We start from the raw sequence: 19,714 nt of genomic DNA, 5'->3' as shown, positions 1-19,714 counted from the left end.
TTATATAAAACTGTAGTAATAAGCTCTGTGCATAACCTTTTTAACGGATAAAATTTAATAAAAATCAAATTCTTGTATAAAATAAAAAGGGTGCGCCGGTGACTATTGAAGCTGTGGATAACAGGTGTCTAATATTGACCTGGAGATTTTTTCGCGGATTATCCACAAGTTCCTCTGTTAGATTTCAACAGCTTCTATTTTAATTTTATTTATCAATAACTTATATAATTAAATTGAGTGTTTTTCGTAGGATGGCACATAAAAAACACATTTTGTTCGATGCAGGCTTACGGATGGAGAGATCCCGCGAAGCTCATCCCGTAGTAGAATGCCCAGCCGAATCATGCGAGACATTCAACCTAAAACACTGCTCGGGCACGCTTCATGACATCACTGACCAATGACACCTTCCTGCGCGCACTGCTGCGCGAACCTGTTGATTACACTCCGGTGTGGATGATGCGCCAGGCAGGCCGCTACCTGCCCGAGTACCGTGCGACCCGCGCGAAGGCCGGCAGCTTCATGGATCTTTGCAAGAATCCGGAACTGGCCTGTGAGGTGACTCTGCAACCGCTGGAACGCTTTCCGTTGGATGCTGCCATCCTGTTCTCGGACATTCTCACGGTGCCCGACGCCATGGGTCTGGGACTCTATTTCTCGGAGGGCGAGGGACCGCATTTCGAGCGTCCGGTCCGATCCGAGGCCGATGTCGATCGGATCGGGATACCGGATCCGGAAGACGAGCTGAAATACGTCATGGATGCGGTCTCCACGATCCGGCGCGAACTTCAGGGGCGCGTGCCGCTGATCGGTTTTTCGGGCAGTCCCTGGACTTTGGCCACCTATATGGTCGAAGGCGGTGGCGCGAAGACTTTTTCGCAGATCAAGGGGATGATGTTTGATCGCCCGGATCTGCTGCATCGTTTGCTGGCCAAGACCGCGGATGCGGTGACGGTCTATCTGAATGCGCAGATTGCCCGCGGGGCGCAGGCGACAATGATCTTCGATACCTGGGGCGGCGCGTTGGCACCGGCGAATTATCGTGACTTTTCGCTCGCCTATATGCAGCGAGTGATTGCAGGTCTGACCCGCGAGGCCGAGGGTCGGAGGGTTCCCGTCATCCTCTTTACCAAGAATGGCGGACAGTGGCTGGGCGAGATGGCCAACACCGGCTGCGACGCGCTCGGGGTGGATTGGACCACGGATCTGGCGGATGCCCGTCGTCTGGTCGGGGATCGGGTCGCGCTCCAGGGCAATCTCGATCCCTGCGCCCTCTACGCTTCCCCGGAGCGGATTCGCGAGGAAGTCGCGCGGGTGCTGGCCAGCTATGGCCAGGGTCCAGGGCATGTCTTCAACCTTGGCCACGGAATTACGCCGGACGTCAATCCGGAACACGCCGGCGCCATGGTTGCCGCGGTGCATGAATTGAGCCTTGCGTATCACGCCTGAATCAAAGTCCGGCGATATTTCTGCGTAACGTGCGCAAGGATGGCGTTTGCGCGCGTCAGCGCCGCCCGTCCGCCTCGGCCAGCCGGTCCAGCCGCAGTCTTTGGCGGTCGTCGAACAGCCGTCTGGAACCCAGCCAGACGGCGGCCACCGAGCCCAGGCCGGTGCCAGCCGAGATCAGGAACATGATGAGCAACTGATATTTCGCGGCTTCCAGGGGCGGGCTGCCGGCGAGGATCTGCCCGGTCATCATGCCCGGCAGGCTCACCAGACCGGCTGTGCCCATGGCGTTGACGATGGGAATCAGCCCAGCGCGCAGCGACTCGCGGCGAATGTCCTCGATGGATTCTTCCCAGGTTCCGCCCGCCAGCAGTCGCGCCTCGATCTTGCCGCGCGACTCCCAGGCCTGACGGGTCAGGTTGTCGAGCGCGATGGCGACCCCGCTCATGGCGTTCCCGAGCAGCATTCCGAGCAGTGGAATTAGGTACTGCGGCTGATACCAGGGCTCGACGCCGATGATGACCGTGAGCGCCAAGAGGGTCACGGTGAAGGAGGAGAGAAACATGGAAAAGGTGCCGATGCCGTAGCCCCAGAGACCGCGATAGCGTCGTTTCTGGCGCTGCATCACCTCGAACCCGGCCGCCGATAGCATGACCAGCATCATGAGCGCGATCAGCGGCAGGCTGGTTTGCGCGAACAGAAATTTGAGCACGAAGCCCACGAGCATGAGTTGGACCGCGCTGCGTGTCGCCGCGATCAACACCCGGCGCTCGACTCCCAGGCGCAGCCGCCAGGACATGGCCGCCAGCAGGAGCACCAGGACCGAGGCCAGCGTCAGATCCCAGGGCGTCAGATGGATCAGGGTCATGACTCTGGCTCCAGATGACCGTCGCGAATGACGAAGCAACGTCCACCGCTGGTCGCGGCGAGCCGTCGGCGTTGTTCCGGATCGTGACTGACCCAGAGCACGGCGGCCCGCGCGTTGCGACGATAGGTGTCGATCAGGGTTTCGACGCGATCGCGTCCCAGAGGGTCAAGATTGGCGGTTGCTTCGTCGAGCAGCAGCGCTTCGGGCTGCTGAGTCAGGAGCCGAATGAGCGAGAGTCGTTGACGCTCGCCGGTCGAGAGCCGAGCGATCGACCAGTTCAGGACATCCGCGCCGAATCCGAGTTGATCGAGCCAGCCGAGAATCGCCGCTGTCGCGGATGCGGTGGCCGTCTTTGCCACGGGGAAATGCTCGCCGACCGACTCGGCCCACCAGAAGGATTCCGCCGGCAACAGACCAACCCGGCGGCGCCAGTGTGGCGGGGCCATCGAGGAACGCGCCGCGTCGCCCAGCCAGACCTCGCCAGTGTTGGGATCCAGATCCGCGACCGCACGCAGCAAGAGGCTTTTGCCGGAACCGGAGGGACCGGATAGGAAGACCAGCTCACCGGCCGCCAGTGTGAGATCCACTGGGGCCAGCAGGCGATGACCGATGGCGTCGAGTCGCAATCCGGCCATCAGCGACGCCGAAACAGTAGATCGCGAACCCGATGGCCGAGCCGCTCGCCGCGCAGCTCGAACCGGGTCAGTGGACGCAAGACGGGACGGGGCGCGAATTGGCCCTGGCCGGCGGTGTTCTCGAACTGGTCGGCGGCCGCGTCCAGGGTTTCCAGCATCTGTTCGGCATAGGGTTCCCAATCGGTCGCGGCGTGGAAGATCCCGCCCGGACGGATTGTCCGCGCCAGCAGGGCCACAAGATCAGGACTCAGGATGCGTCGCTTGTGATGACGCCGTTTGGGCCAGGGATCGGGAAAGAACAACTGCACGGCGTCGAGACTGGCGGGCGGGATGCCGCGCGCGAGCACCTCGACGGCGTCATGCCGGACGATCCGCAGATTCGTGAGCGCGCGCCGCTCGATCTCCAGCAGCAGATGACCCACGCCGGGGCGATGGACCTCGATCCCGAGCCAGTTGCGCGCGGGATCCTGCTCCGCCATCTCGGCCAGCGAATCGCCGTTGCCAAAGCCGATCTCCAGCACCACCGGCCGGTCGTTGCCAAAAATCGCCACGAAGTCGAGCGAGTCGCCGGGACTCCAGTCCAGGCCGAAGCGCGGCCAGAGTTCGCGGAAGGCGCGTTCCTGGGCGAGGGTCAGGCGACCCTCGCGCAGCACGAAACTGCGGATAGCGCGATGCCAGGAGTGGGTGGACGAATCGGTTGACGGGTTCACGGGCGGGTCTCGACGAGGCGATCGGAGGGTGTGGCGCTGACGGCCGGATGGCGGTCGGTCATGGCCGCAGGCGGTTTCCGGGCATGTTTCTAATCAGAGTCAACGCTTCAAATGGACAGGATTTACAAGATTTTTCAAGGTTGACAGGATTCAAGAACAGCTTTACGAAATCCTGTTTATCCTGCGAAATCCTGTTCATCCTGTCCATTGACGACATCTCCGTGGGCCGATTGTTTTCAGGAAATCACCTTAGAAAAACAGCCCTTCGATTGGCGAGGAAGCCGAGGCAAAGCGCTTGGCGGGCATGCGCCCGGCAAGGAAGGCCTCGCGCCCGGCTTCGATGGCCTTACGCATGGCGCTGGCCATCAGCACCGGATGTTTGGCGGCGGCGATGGCGGTGTTCATGAGCACGCCGTCGCAACCGAGTTCCATGGCCACGGCCGCATCCGAGGCGGTGCCGACGCCGGCATCGACCAGCACTGGCACCTTGGCGTTCTCGACGATGGTGCGGATGTTGAGCGGATTGCGGATGCCGAGGCCCGAGCCGATGGGTGCGGCGAGCGGCATGATGACGAGACAGCCGATGGCTTCGAGTTCGCGCGCGACGATGGGGTCGTCGTTGGTATAGACCATGACATCGAAGCCGTCCTTGACGAGAACCTCGGCGGCCTTGAGGGTCGCGATCACGTCCGGGAAGAGGGTTTTTTCGTCGCCCAGCACTTCCAGCTTGACCAGGTTGTGACCGTCGAGCAGTTCACGCGCCAGCCGGCAGGTGCGAATGGCGGTCTCGGCGTCGTAGCAACCGGCGGTGTTGGGCAGGATGGTGTAGCGGTCGGGCGTCAGGACATCCAGGATATTCGGCTCGCCGGGGTTCTGGCCCATGTTGGTGCGGCGTACCGCGACGGTGACGATTTCGGCGCCGCTGGCCGCGATGGCGCTGGCGGTTTCGTCGATATCCTTGTATTTGCCGGTACCGACCAGAAGGCGCGAGCGGTATTCCTTGCCGGCGATGATGAGTGGGTCGCTGTTCTGAGTCACGTTAGACATGAGGCTGTTGAAGGGTGCTTGCTAAAGGTTGAGTAGGAGAGAGGCTTGACGCCTGGTGTCATCCGCCGCCAACGGCCTGGATGATCTCGACCTTGTCGTCGTGGTTGAGACGATGCTCGGCGAAACGGCTGCGCGGAATCAGCTCGGCATTGATCTCGACGGCGAAACGCTGGCCGCCAAGGGCCAAGGCTTCGACAAGCTCGGACACCAGAGTTCCGTCGGCAATCTCCTGGGGAGATCCATTCAGAACGATCTTCATCTTAGCGAACGTGATTGGCGTCTTGACCGAGCATTTCCGGGGTGACCAGCGTCACGCCGCCCTCGCTGACCAGGAATCCGGCCTTTCGATCGGCCTCGGGATCCAGACCGATCACCGTTCCTTCCTCAAGATGACAGTAGCGGTCGAGGATGGCGTTCCGGACGGTGCAGTTGCGCCCGATCGTCACGTCGGGCAGCACCACTGAATCCGCCACATAGGCATAGGAGTTCACCCGCACGTTGGAAAATAAGAGTGAGTGACGCACCGTGGAACCGGAGATGACGCAGCCTCCAGAGACCATGGAATCGACAGCCATGCCGCGGCGCGCCTCGTCGTCGAACACGAACTTGGCGGGCGGCAACTGCTCCTGATAGGTCCAGATTGGCCAGTTTTTGTCATAGAGATTCAGCGGCGGGGTAACGCCGATCAACTCCAGATTGGCCTCCCAGAAGGCATCGAGCGTGCCGACGTCGCGCCAATAGGCCTGCTCGCCGCTAATCGGATCGCGGAAGGTATAGGCCATCACCCGATAGAGTTTGATGACGGTAGGAATGATGTCCTTGCCAAAATCGTGGCTTGAGCCGGGCGTGTCGGCGTCCTTGATGAGTTGCTCGAACAGGAAGGCGCGATTGAAGACATAGATGCCCATGGACGCCAGGCATTGCCCCGGTTTGCCGGGAATGGTCTCGGGTTTGGCCGGCTTTTCCGCAAAGCTCCGGACCCGGTTGCTCTCATCCGCGGACATAACGCCAAACTCGCTCGCCCGATCGGCCTCGACTTCGAGACAGCCAACCGTCATATCCGCGCCGCTTTCGACGTGGTAGGCGATCATGGCGCCATAATCCATCTTATAGATGTGGTCGCCGGCCAGGATCAGGATGTATTCGGGATTGTGATCGCGGATGATGTCCAGATTCTGGAACACGGCGTCCGCGGTTCCGGCATACCAGGCGGTCTCCGCGACCCGCTGTTGGGCCGGCCACAGTTCCACGAACTCACCAAACTCGCCGCGCAGAAATCCCCAGCCTTTCTGGATATGCAGGATGAGCGAATGCGCCTTGTACTGGGTCAGCACGCCGATCCGGCGGATGCCCGAATTGATGCAGTTGGACAGCGGAAAATCGATGATGCGGAACTTTCCGCCAAAGGGAACGGCGGGTTTGGCGCGCCAGGCGGTCAGGTGCTTCAGCCGGGAACCCCGCCCGCCGGCCAGGATAAGCGCCAGCGTGTCACGGGTCAGGCGACTAATGAACCTGGGATTGGAGTGGGGCATCTTTTCTCCTGTCGTCAAGGACGAGTCAGCATTTGAACGATCACCCTATGATACCATTAAGATTACTTGCAACCCCTGGATCTTGGGATCGGGGCCGGCTCAGAAACAGCAGAGGAACACGAACGACATGGCATCCGCAAAAGGCTCCGCATCAAAGCTCCCGGAACCCCTGCTGCGTATCGTCGAGGCGCGCCATTACGACCCTTTCGAGGTGTTGGGCCGTCACGTCAACGAACAGCAGGCGGTGGTCCGCGCGTTTCTGCCCATGGCCGAAAGCGCGATTCTGGTGGAAGCGGGCGAGGCGCTCAACCGGATCGAAGGCTCCGATTTCTTTATCTGGGAAGGCGCGGCCGCGAAGGTTCCCGAGCGTTATCGCATCGCGTGGCAGGATGCGGCCGGGACCACGTACAGCGCCCATGACCCCTACTGTTTTCCGCTCCAGCTTGAGGATTTCGACATCCATCTGTTTGGCGAGGGGCGCCATTGGCATGCCTATCGTTTTTTGGGTTCGCATCCGCGCGAGGTCGAAGGAATCTCCGGGGTTCAGTTCGCGGTGTGGGCGCCGAATGCGGAGCGGGTGAGCGTCGTTGGCGATTTTAACCAATGGGACGGTCGCGTGCATTCCATGCGCGTGCGCGGCGGCAGCGGCATCTGGGAACTATTCATTCCCGGTTTAGAGACTGGCGGTTTCTATAAATACGAGATCCGCGATCGCGACACCAATATCCACATCAAGATCGACCCCTATGCCCAGGCTTTCCAGGAACGGCCGCAGACCGCCGGCCTGATTTGCCCCGAAAGTCGCTTCAAGTGGTCCGATGCCCCGTGGCTGAAGGCGCGCGCGGAATCCGATTGGCAGCATCAGGCATTCTCGGTCTATGAGGTCCATCTCGGTTCCTGGATGCGGGATGCCGATGGCAATTTCCTCAATTACCGAATCCTGGCCAAACAACTTGGCGATTACGTCACCGAGTTGGGCTTCACCCATATCGAGCTGATGCCGATCACCGAGCATCCGCTCGACGCCTCTTGGGGCTATCAGTGCACCGGCTATTTCGCGCCCAGCGCGCGTTTCGGCACGCCGGACGATTTCCGCTTTTTCGTCGATTATCTCCATCAACAAGGCATTGGCGTGCTGCTCGATTGGGTGCCGGCCCATTTTCCCAAGGATGCCTACGCGCTGGCGCGTTTCGATGGTACGGCGCTCTATGAGCACGCCGATCCGCGCATGGGCGAGCACAAGGATTGGGGCACCCTGATCTTCAACTTCGGACGCAACGAGGTGAAGAACTTCCTACTCTCCAGCGCGCTTTACTGGCTCGATGAATTCCATCTTGACGGGCTGCGCGTCGATGCCGTTGCCTCCATGCTCTATCTGGACTACTCGCGCAACGCTGGCGAATGGATCCCGAACAAATACGGCGGCAACGAGAATCTCGAAGCCGTGGACTTTGTCCGCCAGCTCAATACCGTGACCCACGAACAGCATCCCGGCACCCTGATGATCGCCGAGGAATCCACCGCCTGGCCGGCGGTCTCGCGCCCGACCTATCTCGGCGGTCTCGGATTCAGCATGAAATGGAACATGGGCTGGATGCACGACACCCTGTCCTATATGCAGAAGGATCCGATCTACCGTCATTTCCATCATGACCTGCTGACCTTCGGCCTGCTGTACGCCTTCACCGAGAACTTCGTGCTGCCCTTCTCGCACGATGAGGTAGTGCACGGCAAAAAATCCATGCTGGACAAGATGCCCGGTGACGGCTGGCAGAAATTCGCCAGTCTGCGTCTGCTCTACACCTTCATGTTTAGTTACCCCGGCAAGAAACTCCTGTTCCAGGGCTGCGAATTCGGACAGGGAACCGAGTGGGATTTTTCCGCGTCGCTGGACTGGGAGTTGCTTAAACGTCCCCAGCATCTGGGTCTGAAAACGCTGGTCTCCGATCTGAATCGTCTGCACCGCGAATTGCCCGCGCTGCACGAAATCGATTTCGACGCCTCGGGGTTTGAATGGATCGACTGTCACGACAGCTCGCAGTCGGTGCTGAGTTATATCCGCAAGAGCAAATCCGGCCGGGATCTCGTTGCCGCCGCGTTCAATTTCACGCCGGTGCCGCGCAACAACTACCGGATCGGCGTACCCGAGCCCGGTTTTTATCGGGAGGCCATGAATTCGGACGCCGAGGTCTATGGCGGCAGCAATGTCGGCAATCAGGGTGGCGTGGAAGCGGAACCCGTGAGCTGGATGGGGCGTCCCTATTCGATCCCGATCGCGCTCCCGCCCCTTGGCGGATTGATCATGGTCCATGAGCCAGCGCGCGCCGTGTCCGAGTCCGTCGAAGAGGACAGCCTTGTCGCATCGACCGCTGCCGAGCTTCCCGCGGATCGGACCGATGAGGCCGATTGAGGACCGTCGAATCGGTTCTGCAACCGCAGTGATCGACCCCGCAGGCGATGCGCGCCGCACACTCAATCAGGAGACGGCGCGGATTCCCTGGCGGGATTTGCAACGCTTTTTCGCGCAAGGCAAGGTGATCTGGGTCCGGGACGGTCTCGACCTCATCGAAACCGCCCTCTTGATCGCACGCGATGACGCCCCGACCATTGACGCCGAGATGGCGCGCGGGGGCATCGTCCCGGTTCCGGATCGACAGGCCCGAGATTGGTTCGAGACCGACGCCAGTCTCTGGGCGGTGGTCGTCAAACCCTGGGTACTGGTTCAGGAGGCCGCATGCACATCTGGGTCGACGCCGACGCCTGCCCAAGGGTCATCAAGGACATTCTGTTTCGCGCCGCCGAACGGGTTGGCGTCCGAGTAACCCTGGTCGCCAATCAGCCCATGAATCTGCCGCCATCGCGACTCATCCGCGCGATCCAGGTCGCGCAGGGATTCGATGTCGCCGACAACGAGATCGTCAAACGTCTGGAACCGGGTGACCTGGTGATTACCGCCGACATCCCGCTGGCCGCCGAGGTCATCGCCAAGGAGGCCCATGCCTTGAATCCCCGTGGCGAGATCTATACCAAGGACAATATCCGCGAACGCCTGAACCTGCGCGACTTCATGGACACCTTACGCGCGACTGGCGTGGACACCGGCGGTCCCGCGACACTGGACGCGCGCGACCGGCAGGCATTCGCGAATGCCTTGGATGGCTTTCTTGCGAGGCAGGGGTGTCATCCGGCGGCGGAATCCTGGAAGCGATAAACCTAGAAAGAGCAGTCAGCCGCCAGCGACCAGCCTCCAGCCGTTGGTTTGTCGAGGTTTTCGCTGATTGAGGCGTTCACCCAATGGGTGAACTAAGGCAAGTCTTGCCCAATGGCGAATTTGATGATTTCCAAGAGCTGGAAGCTGACAGCTCTTTTCAGGATAAACACACCTAAACTCAATCGGAGCAGTTGACGCATGGCAGTACTGATTCTAGGTCTGATTCTGTTTCTGGGGGTTCACTCGGTCTCCATCGTCAAGCCGGGGTTGCGGACCACTGTCGTCGAACGCTTTGGCGTCATCCCCTGGCAGGCTGTTTACAGCGTGCTCTCGCTGGCGGGATTTCTCCTGATCGTCTCGGGTTATGGAGAGGCGCGCCAGTCGGCCATCGTCCTCTATGAGCCGCCGGGCTGGATGAGACACCTCAATCTGCTGCTGATGCTGCCGATCTTTCCCTTGCTGTTCGCGGCCTATCTGCCGGGGCGCATCCAGACCGCCGCCAAACATCCCATGTTGCTTGCGGTCAAAATCTGGGCCTTTGGTCACCTGTTGGCCAACGGCACTCTCGCGGATCTGCTCCTGTTCGGCGCCTTCCTGGCCTGGGCCGTGGCGGATCGGATTTCGCTCAAGCGTCGGGCGGGTCCGCCGGTTCCCGGCGCGCCGCCGAGTCAGACCAACGACGCCATCGCCATCGTCGGCGGACTGGGTGTCTATCTGCTCTTCCTGTTCTGGCTGCACCGCGCGCTGATGGGGGTTGCACCCATTGGTTGACGACGCAGTTCGAGCGGCGTCAGAGGAATCGGGAAGACGTGCCCCTGGAGCGTTCTGATGCCGCGCATCCGGATCCAGACCGAACCCTTCGATATCGCCGCCGAACAGGATGCGTTGTGGCGCGACAATCCGCGCGTGGGCGCGCTCGTCACCTTCGTCGGGCTGATGCGCGATCTCCACGAGGGGGTGGCGGTGTCCCGCATGACCCTGGAACATTACCCCGGCATGACCGAGAAGGCGCTAGCCAAGATCGCCGAGGAGGCTAACGCGCGTTGGAAGCTGGAGGGCATGACCATTGTTCACCGGGTCGGGAAGCTGGAGCCGTTGGATCCCATTGTCTTTGTCGGTGTTGCCAGCCATCATCGTGGCGATGCCTTCCGCGCCTGTGAATTCCTGATCGATTTTCTGAAGACCCGAGCGCCCTTCTGGAAAAAGGAGCAGACCGAGCAGGGCGAACGCTGGGTCGAGTCAAGGGAATCGGATGACGCCGCCGCCCGGCGTTGGTGACACATCCAGCCGTGTGGGGATTCAGGCGATTTCCGGGAAAACTCATACCCATACCCAAGGCAAATAGACAGGATTAAACCGCGTCCAGTGCGGTATGCGATGTTTTTGGATTGGATTAACCTTGGCCGCATCTAGGATAGTTGGAGCGGACGCGGTTTAAGATATTAAAAAATATAAAATTTTAAACCGCGTCTCTCGTGAGGCTGGTGAAATATCCAGAGCCAAACACAAACTGAAAATTACGCATATCGCGCTGGACGCGGTTTAACAGGGTTCAAAAGCGACCGCTCAGCGACAGGCCCAGCATGGCCGCCGGATCCTGATCCTCTTCATACAGCCGGTTGCCGTTCGCGTCCTCGACCCGCAGCATCGAGTCCATCGCCGCCCCGGCATAGAGGTTGATTTTCAAGGTCTCGGAAAACTCTCGGCCGACGCGCACAAAGACGGGAATGTAGCGATTCTCCCCGACGCCGCCAGGGAAGGGGCCATCCCGGTCGAGCCGATGGCGATAGGAGCGATAAGCGGCGCCCATGCCGACCTCCCAGCCAGAATTCAGCGCATAGGAGAGTTCCAGTCCAGCCGGACCGGTCGGGCCGGCAACCAATGGATTCGTGAGGCGCAGGCGATCGGTGATCCGCCAATCGACCATCAGGAAGGGAAAGAGGCTGGTCTCCTCGATGCGCGCGTAGACGCCGACACCAAACCCCAGCGTCAGATCGGAACGGATGCGGCGTGCCGCCGTCACGGTGGCCCCGTACTCCAACGCATCGGAAAGACGCGCGTCCGCTTCTCCCGAATACTCGACGGTGGGCGTCAAGCCCAGGCGCCAACCGCCCTCGGTCACATAGCCGTAGGGAACCGAGAGGCCGACCCGGTAGAGATCGCCCCAAGGCGTGGCGCCGCCGAAGCCGCCGACATGGTCAAAATTCCAGTCCTCGAAGTCGATTTTCAGTCGCAAGCCGAGCGACGAACGCGGACCGCGTGTCCAGAGCCCTCCGACGGTGGCGAAAACCCCCGTGAAACCGGCCTCTCCGCCAGCGTCAAGATCGCTCTCGACATGCTGTAGCAGGGTGAGTGAGGCGCTGATATTCGTCGGAGATGACTCTGCGAAGACGGCCGTGCTTCCAGCTAACATCACTGCGGCAAGCGCGTGTGCGCCGCGAACGAAAACAAGCTTGGTCATTCTTGGCATTCCATGACGTGTGGACGGGAGGCAAATGCAAATGGCGACACGGGAGACCCTGTGTCGGCGCGAATGAGACTGGGCCATTGGCACTCGCCATTGCGGTGAATAAAGACATCGAGCTAGCGACTGTCCGGATCTGAATCGGTCTCGTCAATCCGTGGGGGCACGTTCGCCAGCGACTTCACCCGCAGATGCAGCGCGGCCTTGGACAGCAGATGGGCGCTCACCGGGGCGGTGATGAAGAGAAACAATGTAACCAGAATTTCGTGAAAACTCACGCCCTTCCCTTGGGCGCTGAAATAGAGCATGGAGGCGATCAGCAGACTGCCCACGCCCAGCGTGGTGGCCTTGGTCGGGCCATGCAACCTGGTATAAAAATCGCCCAGACGCGCCAGTCCCAGCGAGCCGATGAAGGTGAAGAGGGCGCCGATCAGGATGAGCGCGGACAGCAGGATTTCCAGCATGGCTTGACCTATTCGATGATGTCGCCGCGCAACAGATATTTGCAGAGCGCGACCGTTCCGACGAAGCCCATCATGGCGATCAGGAGCGCCGCCTCGAAATAAAGCGAGGAATCGAGATGGATACCGAGTAGAACCAGCAGGGCGATGGCATTCACATAGAGCGTGTCGAGCGCGAGGATGCGGTCCGGCTGATCCGGTCCGCGCAGCAGACGCCAGAGGGTCAACGCGAAGGCGGCGGAGACCAGCCCCAGGGCGATCATGACGGCGAGATTCAGCATGGCTCGAAGACCTGGAGCAGTGGCGCCTCGTAACGGCGCTTTAGGGTTGCCGCGAGGGCGTCCGGATTGCGGACATGCAGACCATGCACCACCAGAGTGCGCCGATCCGGACTCAGCCAGGACGAGACGGTGCCGGGGGTCAGCGAGATGGTGTTGGCGAACAGACTGATTCCAAGCTCCGAGCGCAGATCGAGCGAGACCGTCACGAAGGCCGGGGTCAGCCGGCGCGGTCCGCGCAGGATAAGAAAGGCGACGTTGAGATTGGCGACCAGGATGTCATAGAGCACCAGGAGCAGAAAACGGAGCAGGGTCAGCGGTCGATGGATGCGGATGCGTTCCGGCCAGAAGCGCAGGGTGAAGATGGGAATCGCCCAGCCCAACAGCAGGCCGAGCAGAATCTGTCCGGGCGCCAGGCTGTTGGCCAGAAGCAGCCAGATCAAGGCGAGGAGCGGGGTCAGGACGGGATGCGGGAAAAGCCGGAGTTTCATCGGTGTTCCGTCTGGATCGTGGAGCCGAGCACGGCCTGGATGTAAATCTGTGGTCTCAGCAACTGGTCGGCCGCCGATTGCACGAAGCCGAGGATGGGACCGGCCCAGATCGTCAAGGCTAGACAGAGTGCAAGCAAACCGACAACTGGCGCCAAATCGCCGGCACTCGCCGGCGTCGCCCCGGATCTTCCGTCGGCGCGCAGGAACAACAGGCTCCCCGAACGGGTCAGGGCGATCATGCCCAGCAGTCCCGAGGTCAGCACCAGAACCATCGCCCAGGGCCAGGCGGGATCGGCGAGCGCGGCCTTGAGCACCAGGAATTTGCCGAGGAAACCGGACAGCGGCGGCAGTCCCGCGACCAGTAGAGCGGCGACGAAGAAGAGTCCGCCGACGAGTCCGGCGCGCGGGATGGCAGGGCCGGGCGTCAGTCGATCCAGCGACGTGCCCCGCCCGCCGGCAATGATGTCGGCCAACAGAAAGAGCGCCGCCGCGGCAAAGGTGGCGTGGGCGAGATAATAGAGTCCGGCGCCGATCGCCGCCGACGTGCCGAGTCCGAAGGCGGTAAGCAGAAGCCCCACCGACACCACCACCAGATAGGCGATCTGTCGGCGCAGTTCGGTGGCCGAGAGCGCCCCCAGCGCGCCGACGATCAAGGTAATCAGCGCCAGCGGCAGCAGCCAGTCGGTATAGAGATTCGCCACTGGTCCTGCGTCCTCGCCAAAGATCAGCGTCCCGACCCGCAACAGACAATAGGCCCCGACCTTGGTCATGATGGCGAAGAGCGCCGCCACCGGCGCGGAGGTGGACGCATAGGCCGCGGGCAGCCAGAGATGCAGCGGAATGAGCGCGGCCTTGAGGGCGAAGACGCCAAACAGCAGCAATCCGGCCGCACGGACCAGACCCAGATTTTCGGGCGGGGTGGTGGCGACCTTCACCGCCAGATCGGCCATGTTCAGCGTCCCCAGCGTGCCATAGAACGTCCCCGCCGCGAACAGGAAGAGGGTCGATCCGGCCAGATTCAGGGCGACGAAATGCAGCCCCGCGCGGGTGCGTCGGGCACCGCCGCCATGCAGCAACAGCCCGTAGGAGGCGAGCAGCAGAATCTCGAAAAAGACGAAGAGATTGAACAGATCGCCGGTCAGAAAAGCGCCGTTGAGACCGAACAACTGCAACTGAAACAGCGGATGAAAGTGCCGGCTGCCCGCATCGGTGCCGCGCACGGCGAACAGCAGGGCAAACCAGGCGAGGATGGCGGTCACCAGCAGCATCCAGGCCGCCAGCCGGTCCGCCACCAGCACGATGCCATAAGGGGCCGGCCAGTTGCCGAGCGTATGGACCAGAATGTCAGCTTCGCCGACAGTCATGAGCAGGATGGCCGCAAGCAGGATCTGCATGGTGACCAGCGTCAGATTCAGTCCGCGCCGAACCCGGAGCGAGAGCGTGCCGCGCAGTAGCAGAAGCAGTGTCCCCGCCAGTAGCGGCAGGAGCACGGGGGCAATGACCAGAGGATTCACGCGCGGTCTCCAGGGTCCGGCCGACCGTCGACATGATCGTTCCCCAACTCGGCGCGCGCCTTGAGCGCCAGCATGATGAGAAAGGCGGTCATCGCGAAACCAATGACGATGGCCGTGAGAACCAGCGCCTGGGGCAGCGGGTCGGTGTAACCGCCGATCGTTTCCGCGAGGTTCCGGTCGATGATCGGCGGCAGACCGATGGCGAGCCGTCCGGTGGCGAAGAGAAAGAGGTTCACGGCATAGGAGAGGAGCGTGAGCCCCAGCACCAGCGGAAAGGTGCGTCCGCGCAGGATCAGATAGACCCCGCAGGCAGTCAGGACACCGACGATCAAGGCAAGCAAAGCCTCCATTCAGCGTGACTCCATTGGGTTGGAAGACGTGGGATGGCTGGCCCGATGCATCAGACCCAGATGGATCAGAATCAGCAGGGTTGCGCCCACTACCACCAGATAGACGCCCAGGTCGAAGGCCATCGCCGAGGCTAGCTCGAAATCGCCGACGATGGGCCAATGGACATGGGTGAAGGTCGATGTCAGGAAGGGATAACCCAGCACCAGGCTTGCCAGGCCGGTGATCAGGGCAATTAGCAGACCCGCGCCGATGACCGGATGCAGGTTGTCGGAGAGTCGGCGGTGGGTCCATTCCACGCCATTGGTTAGATATTGCATGATCAGGCCGACGGCGGCGATGAGTCCGGCGATAAAGCCGCCGCCCGGCAGGTTGTGACCGCGCAGCAGGATGAACACCGACACCAGCAGTACGAGCGGCAGCAGGAGCCGCGTCAGTGCCGCCATGATGCTGGGATGCATGTCCCAGTTCCAGGGTCGCCCGTCGGCATCCTGGGTGGGGCCTTGCAGACGCAGATCGTGGAGCATGGCATAGATCCCAAGACCGGCCAGCGCCAGCACGGTGATCTCCCCCAGGGTGTCGAAGCCGCGAAAATCGACTAGGATCACGTTGACCACATTGGTGCCGCCGCCGCCCGGCAGGCTATTGGCTAGAAAGTAGTCGGAGATGCTCGCGAAGGGGCGCGTCAGCATCGCCCAGGTCAGCGCCGCGGTTCCGGCACCGGCCAGTGCCGCGACGCCCAGATCGCGGATGCGTGTCGCTCGGCTGGATTCGACCGGACTGCGCTGCGGCAGAAAATAGAGCGCCAGCAACAGCAGGACAATGGTCACGACCTCAACCGTTAGTTGGGTCAGAGCCAGATCCGGCGCGGAAAATTGAACGAAGATCAGCGCGATCAGCAGACCCAGCGCGCCCATGACGATCAGGGCCGTCAACCGGCGGCGATGCAGCGCCAGGGTGCCGATGGCCGCGGACAGTATCCCCGCCGTGACGAGCACGCCGAGGATATCGACCGGGAGCGTCGCGCGGATGCCGGTCAGCGGCGAGCCGCTGCCGACGAACCCCGCCGCGCTCAGGGTCAGGACGGACAGGACGAACAGCAGGAGCATGCGTTGCAGCGATCCGGTCTCCAGATGTCGGGTGATCCAAGCGGCGAAAGCGATGACCCGACCGAGCGTCCAGCGATACATCGCCTGTGCATCCAGCCGCCCCTCCAACTGTGCGGCCAGGGCAAACAGCGGGCGTCTGGCCGCATAGATCAGCAGACCGCCGATGAGCGCGGCAATGCTCATCAGGAAGGGCAGATTGACGCCGTGCCAGATGGCGAGACTATGGACCGGCGAAGACGTTTGCAGCACGCTCGCCACCGCCACCGTGAGGATCGGCTCCACCGTGAGCATGGGCAGAATGCCCACCAGCAGGCAGAGCGCCACCAGCACCCCCACCGGAGCCTTCATCCAGAACGGCGGCTCGTGGGGCGTGCGCGGCAGATCGATCGGATCGCCATTGAAAAAGACATCGTGGATGAAGCGCAGCGAGTAGGCGACCGCCAGCATGCCGGCGATCACCACGAACAGCGGCAGCAGCCAGCCCCAGTCATGTTCGGTGTAAAAGGTCGCCGTTTCGGCGAAGAACATCTCCTTGGATAAAAACCCGTTAAAGAGCGGCACGCCCGCCATCGCGGCCGCCGCCACCATCGCCAGGGTGGCGGTATAGGGCATGAATTTCCATAGACCGTTGACGCGGCGCATGTCACGGGTGCCGCACTCGTGATCGATGATCCCGGCCGCCATGAAGAGCGACGCCTTGAAGGTCGCATGATTGATGATGTGAAAGACCCCGGCGACCGCCGCCAGGGGCGTACCGATCCCGAACAGGAGCGTGATCAGTCCCAGATGACTGATGGTGGAATAGGCCAGTAGCCCCTTGAGATCATGCTTGTAGAGCGCGAACCAGGCGCCCACCAGCAGAGTCGCGAGCCCCGCGCCGCCGACCAGCCAGGACCATTCGGGGGTGCCCGACAACACCGGAAACAGGCGCGCCAGCAGAAAGACCCCGGCCTTGACCATGGTGGCCGAATGCAGATAGGCGGACACCGGCGTGGGTGCGGCCATCGCGTGCGGCAGCCAGAAATGGAAAGGGAATTGCGCCGATTTGGTGAAGGCGCCGAGCAGGATCAGGACCAGCATCGGGGTGTAGAGCGGATGGGCGCGGACCCGGTCGCCGGACGCCAGGATCGTCGACAGATCGTAACTGCCCGCCATCTCGCCCAGCAGCAGGAAACCGCCGAGCAGCGCCAGTCCGCCCAGACCGGTGATGGTGAGCGCCATGCGCGCGCCCTTGCGGGCGTCCTCGCGCTCGCGCCAGAAGCCGATCAGCAGAAAGGACGTGAGACTGGTCAACTCCCAGAACATCAGCAGCAGAATCAGATTTTCCGACAGCACGATGCCGAGCATGGAGCCCATGAAGAGCAGCAGATAAGCATAAAACAGGCCCAGACTGTCGCGCTCGGACAGGTAATAACGGGCGTAGAGGATGATCAGCAGACCGATCCCGAGGATCATCAGGGCGAACAGAAGACCGAGTCCGTCCAGACGCAAGGCCAGATCCAGGCCGATGTCCGGTATCCACGGCCAGCGCTGCACGAGGGTCTCGCCGAGGAATGGCGCGGCGGCGGACGGTAGCAGGCCGAGCAGGGCAAGCAGGGTCACGCATCCCGCGGTCCAGGCCGATGGCGTCCGCCCGAAGCGGGACATCCAGCCCGTCAGGCCGGCCCCTACGAAGGGGATGAGGATGACGAAGAACAGGTTCATGCGCGAATTTCCGTGACACGGAGCTGTTTCTGATGGCAACTGTGAGGATACCATCGATCCCTCGGAATGATCTTTTGCAGGGGGTGACGATGTTTTCCGTAACGCTGATCCGCCGACTCCTCCAGGGGTCGATCTTGAGTGTCCTGCTTGCCGGAAGCGGCCAGGTCGCGGCCGAGACGAGCCGCATCGAACTCGCCGACGGCAGCGTCCTTTCCGGCGAACTGGTCGCGATCGAAGGAGGGCGTTATCGGATCCGATCCGCGGCCCTGGGTGAAATTCTGGTTCCCGAATCGGAAATCCGCTCGATTCAGCCTGGCGGTTCGGCGTCGATGCCTCAACCGCCAGCGTCCGGAATTCCCGGATACGGGACGGAGATTGCCGCCATCCAACAACAACTGGCGAGCAATCCAGGACTGATGGGGCAGGTCTCGGCGCTTCAGAATGATCCCGAGATCCAGGCCGTTCTATCGGACCCCGAGTTAACGCGCCTGATCATGTCCGGCGACCTGGAGCGGCTGCGCGGGGATGCGCGCATCCAGCGACTGATGGCGCACCCGACGATTCAGGCCATCATGGGGCAGATGGTGGGGCAGTAACGTCGGAGCCGGTATCCGGATTGCCGGCTTGCCCAACCAGCGGAGCGGTCCAATGCTCGGTGCCGATCCCGTCGCCCAGATCGGCGTCGATCAGACGCTGACGCACCTCCAGCAGCCGCTCGATTAGCGCGGGCTCCGCGAGTCCATACCCGATGGCGTCCGGTACCCGCTTCACCACCACGCCGAGCAGCTCGGTGATAGCGTTGCCGATGGAATTCTGGCTGATGGTTACCAGCAGTCGGCCGGTCTCGTTCCGGAAAATGATTTGCTTGAAGGCCGGCTCCCAGCGGATCGAATTGGCATAGGCCGGTTCGCGGATGCAGCGGTCGCGCACCTTCTTGGCGGTGGCCATGAAATCGCGGTTGAACAGCAGTACTTCCTCCACCGGTTGCCGAAAGCGGACATCTGGCAGGATCGGGGCGTTGCGGGTGGAGACCTGCGAAAAGAAAGTCCGGTAAAAATCCAGGAAGCCTTCAAGGATGGCGTCGTACTCGCGCCAGAACCGCACCTCCTTCAATGCCTCCACCCCGCCGACGATTTCCCAGCAGGGCAGCCCTTCGGGATAGCCGGTGAGTGCCAGCCGAGATTCCGGGGCATCCGCCGCGCGCAGAATGCGCAAATCCAGCGCCTCGTCGAAGAAGCGCTGATAGACCTCGCGCATGTGCGCCTGAAACAGGCTGTGTTGGCCGCCATCGGTGAGGTTGGGATTCTCCCGCCGCGCGAGTGGCGCCGCGCGCAGGTCGGCCATCGGGAAGACGATGAAATGGTTGTGCAGCATGCGGATGCTGGGCACCCCCGGCGAGGTCAGAGGCCATGTGGCGTCCAGGCTGGCCTCGCCCGCCAGCACCAAAGCCTCGTTCGGATCCGGGTATTGCTCGATCATGTAGCCGATGAGGATCTGGTTCATCCGATCCCAGACCCGCTTGACCGGTTCGGGCACCTGGGTGCGACGCACCGGGCGCCCCAGTGGATTGAGGATGCGCTTGGAGGTGTTATAGAGAATGGAGCCGTCGAACGCGAGCGAATGCCCCAGTGCCTTGCGATAGAGCAGCAGGTCTTCCTGATTGACCAGCAGTCCGTTGCGGTTCACCAGATCGTTGAGATTCTCCGTACTGTTGAAAAATTCATTGGGCTTCATGCCCTCCGGGATCTCCAGCGGAATGGGCCTGAAGGCATCCCATTACACACAACTTTCCGTGTCCGGCATCTCCCTGGCCTATTTGATCCCGGCGGCGAAGTCCATGATGCGCTGCATGCCCAGCCAGATCGTCTTCAAACCGGGCTCGCCATCGCCCTTGCG

The 19,714-nt window shown here is 61.8% G+C and carries 22 protein-coding genes; 7 read left to right on the top strand and 15 right to left on the bottom strand.

Annotated features, from left to right (window positions below):
• Positions 1-384 precede the first annotated feature (384 nt).
• Positions 385-1,449 carry a uroporphyrinogen decarboxylase gene (hemE, locus tag CCR95_RS21700; RefSeq protein ID WP_201098394.1) on the top strand — a complete coding sequence of 355 codons (1,065 nt, stop codon included), beginning with the start codon at positions 385-387 and terminating at the stop codon, positions 1,447-1,449.
• Positions 1,450-1,504: 55 nt separating this feature from the next.
• Here the strand turns inward: hemE and CCR95_RS21695 are convergent, their stop codons facing one another.
• The 6 genes from CCR95_RS21695 to glgC form a co-directional block, all read right to left on the bottom strand.
• Positions 1,505-2,314, bottom strand: a complete 810-nt coding sequence (locus tag CCR95_RS21695) for an ABC transporter permease (protein ID WP_201098393.1) — start codon at positions 2,312-2,314, stop codon at positions 1,505-1,507.
• Positions 2,311-2,949 (bottom strand): ABC transporter ATP-binding protein, encoded by a 639-nt coding sequence (locus CCR95_RS21690; RefSeq protein WP_201098391.1) that lies wholly within the window; start codon positions 2,947-2,949, stop codon positions 2,311-2,313. Before CCR95_RS21690 ends, CCR95_RS21695 begins: the two co-directional genes overlap by 4 nt.
• Positions 2,949-3,659 carry a tRNA (guanosine(46)-N7)-methyltransferase TrmB gene (gene trmB / locus CCR95_RS21685; RefSeq protein WP_201098389.1) on the bottom strand — a complete coding sequence of 237 codons (711 nt, stop codon included), beginning with the start codon at positions 3,657-3,659 and terminating at the stop codon, positions 2,949-2,951. The genes CCR95_RS21690 and trmB overlap by 1 nt, the downstream gene beginning before the upstream one ends.
• Positions 3,660-3,908: 249 nt before the next feature.
• Positions 3,909-4,706 carry a thiazole synthase gene (locus CCR95_RS21680; protein ID WP_201098385.1) on the bottom strand — a complete coding sequence of 266 codons (798 nt, stop codon included), beginning with the start codon at positions 4,704-4,706 and terminating at the stop codon, positions 3,909-3,911.
• Between the two features lie 58 nt (positions 4,707-4,764).
• The gene (gene thiS, locus CCR95_RS21675) at positions 4,765-4,965 is read right to left on the bottom strand and encodes a sulfur carrier protein ThiS (protein WP_201098383.1); all 201 of its coding nucleotides are present in this window, start codon (positions 4,963-4,965) and stop codon (positions 4,765-4,767) included.
• Between the two features lies 1 nt (position 4,966).
• Entirely contained in the window at positions 4,967-6,238 is a 1,272-nt protein-coding gene (glgC, locus tag CCR95_RS21670; RefSeq protein ID WP_201098380.1) for a glucose-1-phosphate adenylyltransferase, read from the bottom strand.
• Positions 6,239-6,365: 127 nt separating this feature from the next.
• On the opposite strand from glgC, the gene glgB reads away from it, so the two are divergent.
• The 5 genes from glgB to moaE all read left to right on the top strand — a co-directional run bounded on the left by glgB (position 6,366) and on the right by moaE (position 10,727).
• Positions 6,366-8,648 carry a 1,4-alpha-glucan branching protein GlgB gene (glgB, locus tag CCR95_RS21665; RefSeq protein ID WP_201098378.1) on the top strand — a complete coding sequence of 761 codons (2,283 nt, stop codon included), beginning with the start codon at positions 6,366-6,368 and terminating at the stop codon, positions 8,646-8,648.
• On the top strand, positions 8,635-9,060 hold the full coding sequence (locus CCR95_RS21660) for a DUF2288 domain-containing protein (protein WP_201098376.1): 426 nt from the start codon (positions 8,635-8,637) through the stop codon (positions 9,058-9,060). Before glgB ends, CCR95_RS21660 begins: the two co-directional genes overlap by 14 nt.
• On the top strand, positions 8,973-9,449 hold the full coding sequence (locus CCR95_RS21655) for a YaiI/YqxD family protein (RefSeq protein WP_201098374.1): 477 nt from the start codon (positions 8,973-8,975) through the stop codon (positions 9,447-9,449). The genes CCR95_RS21660 and CCR95_RS21655 overlap by 88 nt, the downstream gene beginning before the upstream one ends.
• Before the next feature lie 198 nt (positions 9,450-9,647).
• Positions 9,648-10,220: an NnrU family protein gene (locus tag CCR95_RS21650; protein ID WP_201098372.1), complete on the top strand. Its 573-nt coding sequence runs from the start codon at positions 9,648-9,650 to the stop codon at positions 10,218-10,220.
• Positions 10,221-10,277: 57 nt separating this feature from the next.
• Positions 10,278-10,727: a molybdopterin synthase catalytic subunit MoaE gene (gene moaE, locus CCR95_RS21645; RefSeq protein ID WP_201098370.1), complete on the top strand. Its 450-nt coding sequence runs from the start codon at positions 10,278-10,280 to the stop codon at positions 10,725-10,727.
• A gap of 274 nt (positions 10,728-11,001) precedes the next feature.
• Here the strand turns inward: moaE and CCR95_RS21640 are convergent, their stop codons facing one another.
• From CCR95_RS21640 to CCR95_RS21610, 7 genes are all read right to left on the bottom strand, one after another.
• Positions 11,002-11,910: a DUF6268 family outer membrane beta-barrel protein gene (locus CCR95_RS21640; protein ID WP_201098368.1), complete on the bottom strand. Its 909-nt coding sequence runs from the start codon at positions 11,908-11,910 to the stop codon at positions 11,002-11,004.
• 122 nt (positions 11,911-12,032) lie between these two features.
• Positions 12,033-12,377, bottom strand: coding sequence for a Na+/H+ antiporter subunit G (locus tag CCR95_RS21635; RefSeq protein ID WP_201098366.1), 345 nt, complete (start codon positions 12,375-12,377; stop codon positions 12,033-12,035).
• A gap of 8 nt (positions 12,378-12,385) precedes the next feature.
• Positions 12,386-12,655, bottom strand: coding sequence for a K+/H+ antiporter subunit F (locus tag CCR95_RS21630; protein ID WP_201098365.1), 270 nt, complete (start codon positions 12,653-12,655; stop codon positions 12,386-12,388).
• Positions 12,649-13,143, bottom strand: coding sequence for a Na+/H+ antiporter subunit E (locus CCR95_RS21625; RefSeq protein WP_201098363.1), 495 nt, complete (start codon positions 13,141-13,143; stop codon positions 12,649-12,651). Before CCR95_RS21625 ends, CCR95_RS21630 begins: the two co-directional genes overlap by 7 nt.
• Positions 13,140-14,657, bottom strand: a complete 1,518-nt coding sequence (locus CCR95_RS21620) for a monovalent cation/H+ antiporter subunit D (protein ID WP_201098361.1) — start codon at positions 14,655-14,657, stop codon at positions 13,140-13,142. Before CCR95_RS21620 ends, CCR95_RS21625 begins: the two co-directional genes overlap by 4 nt.
• Positions 14,654-15,007 (bottom strand): Na+/H+ antiporter subunit C, encoded by a 354-nt coding sequence (locus CCR95_RS21615; RefSeq protein WP_201098359.1) that lies wholly within the window; start codon positions 15,005-15,007, stop codon positions 14,654-14,656. The genes CCR95_RS21620 and CCR95_RS21615 overlap by 4 nt, the downstream gene beginning before the upstream one ends.
• A complete protein-coding gene (locus CCR95_RS21610) occupies positions 15,008-17,818 on the bottom strand; it encodes a monovalent cation/H+ antiporter subunit A (RefSeq protein ID WP_201098357.1) in 2,811 nt (936 codons plus the stop codon).
• A gap of 89 nt (positions 17,819-17,907) precedes the next feature.
• On the opposite strand from CCR95_RS21610, the gene CCR95_RS21605 reads away from it, so the two are divergent.
• Positions 17,908-18,414, top strand: a complete 507-nt coding sequence (locus tag CCR95_RS21605) for a hypothetical protein (RefSeq protein WP_201098355.1) — start codon at positions 17,908-17,910, stop codon at positions 18,412-18,414.
• Here the strand turns inward: CCR95_RS21605 and CCR95_RS21600 are convergent.
• Positions 18,389-19,576 carry a hypothetical protein gene (locus CCR95_RS21600; RefSeq protein WP_201098481.1) on the bottom strand — a complete coding sequence of 396 codons (1,188 nt, stop codon included), beginning with the start codon at positions 19,574-19,576 and terminating at the stop codon, positions 18,389-18,391. The genes CCR95_RS21605 and CCR95_RS21600 overlap by 26 nt on opposite strands.
• 54 nt (positions 19,577-19,630) lie before the next feature.
• Positions 19,631-19,714 (bottom strand): IS4 family transposase (locus tag CCR95_RS25600; RefSeq protein WP_242523135.1); only part of this gene is annotated, 84 nt, incomplete at its 5' end.

It is taken from the genome of Thiocystis minor (assembly GCF_016653465.1).
GTDB lineage: Bacteria > Pseudomonadota > Gammaproteobacteria > Chromatiales > Chromatiaceae > Chromatium > Chromatium minus.
This window is presented reverse-complemented; position numbering and strand designations above follow the sequence as displayed.

Excerpts from the sequence above, each read along its gene's own strand:
- hemE (WP_201098394.1), top strand. The coding sequence starts at position 385 with ATGACATCACTGACCAATGACACCTTCCTGCGCGCACTGCTGCGCGAA.
- CCR95_RS21695 (WP_201098393.1), bottom strand. The coding sequence starts at position 2,314 with ATGACCCTGATCCATCTGACGCCCTGGGATCTGACGCTGGCCTCGGTC.
- CCR95_RS21690 (WP_201098391.1), bottom strand. The coding sequence starts at position 2,949 with ATGGCCGGATTGCGACTCGACGCCATCGGTCATCGCCTGCTGGCCCCA.
- CCR95_RS21680 (WP_201098385.1), bottom strand. The coding sequence starts at position 4,706 with ATGTCTAACGTGACTCAGAACAGCGACCCACTCATCATCGCCGGCAAG.
- thiS (WP_201098383.1), bottom strand. The coding sequence starts at position 4,965 with ATGAAGATCGTTCTGAATGGATCTCCCCAGGAGATTGCCGACGGAACT.
- glgC (WP_201098380.1), bottom strand. The coding sequence starts at position 6,238 with ATGCCCCACTCCAATCCCAGGTTCATTAGTCGCCTGACCCGTGACACG.
- glgB (WP_201098378.1), top strand. The coding sequence starts at position 6,366 with ATGGCATCCGCAAAAGGCTCCGCATCAAAGCTCCCGGAACCCCTGCTG.
- CCR95_RS21660 (WP_201098376.1), top strand. The coding sequence starts at position 8,635 with ATGAGGCCGATTGAGGACCGTCGAATCGGTTCTGCAACCGCAGTGATC.
- CCR95_RS21655 (WP_201098374.1), top strand. The coding sequence starts at position 8,973 with ATGCACATCTGGGTCGACGCCGACGCCTGCCCAAGGGTCATCAAGGAC.
- CCR95_RS21650 (WP_201098372.1), top strand. The coding sequence starts at position 9,648 with ATGGCAGTACTGATTCTAGGTCTGATTCTGTTTCTGGGGGTTCACTCG.
- moaE (WP_201098370.1), top strand. The coding sequence starts at position 10,278 with ATGCCGCGCATCCGGATCCAGACCGAACCCTTCGATATCGCCGCCGAA.
- CCR95_RS21640 (WP_201098368.1), bottom strand. The coding sequence starts at position 11,910 with ATGACCAAGCTTGTTTTCGTTCGCGGCGCACACGCGCTTGCCGCAGTG.
- CCR95_RS21635 (WP_201098366.1), bottom strand. The coding sequence starts at position 12,377 with ATGCTGGAAATCCTGCTGTCCGCGCTCATCCTGATCGGCGCCCTCTTC.
- CCR95_RS21630 (WP_201098365.1), bottom strand. The coding sequence starts at position 12,655 with ATGCTGAATCTCGCCGTCATGATCGCCCTGGGGCTGGTCTCCGCCGCC.
- CCR95_RS21625 (WP_201098363.1), bottom strand. The coding sequence starts at position 13,143 with ATGAAACTCCGGCTTTTCCCGCATCCCGTCCTGACCCCGCTCCTCGCC.
- CCR95_RS21615 (WP_201098359.1), bottom strand. The coding sequence starts at position 15,007 with ATGGAGGCTTTGCTTGCCTTGATCGTCGGTGTCCTGACTGCCTGCGGG.
- CCR95_RS21610 (WP_201098357.1), bottom strand. The coding sequence starts at position 17,818 with ATGAACCTGTTCTTCGTCATCCTCATCCCCTTCGTAGGGGCCGGCCTG.
- CCR95_RS21605 (WP_201098355.1), top strand. The coding sequence starts at position 17,908 with ATGTTTTCCGTAACGCTGATCCGCCGACTCCTCCAGGGGTCGATCTTG.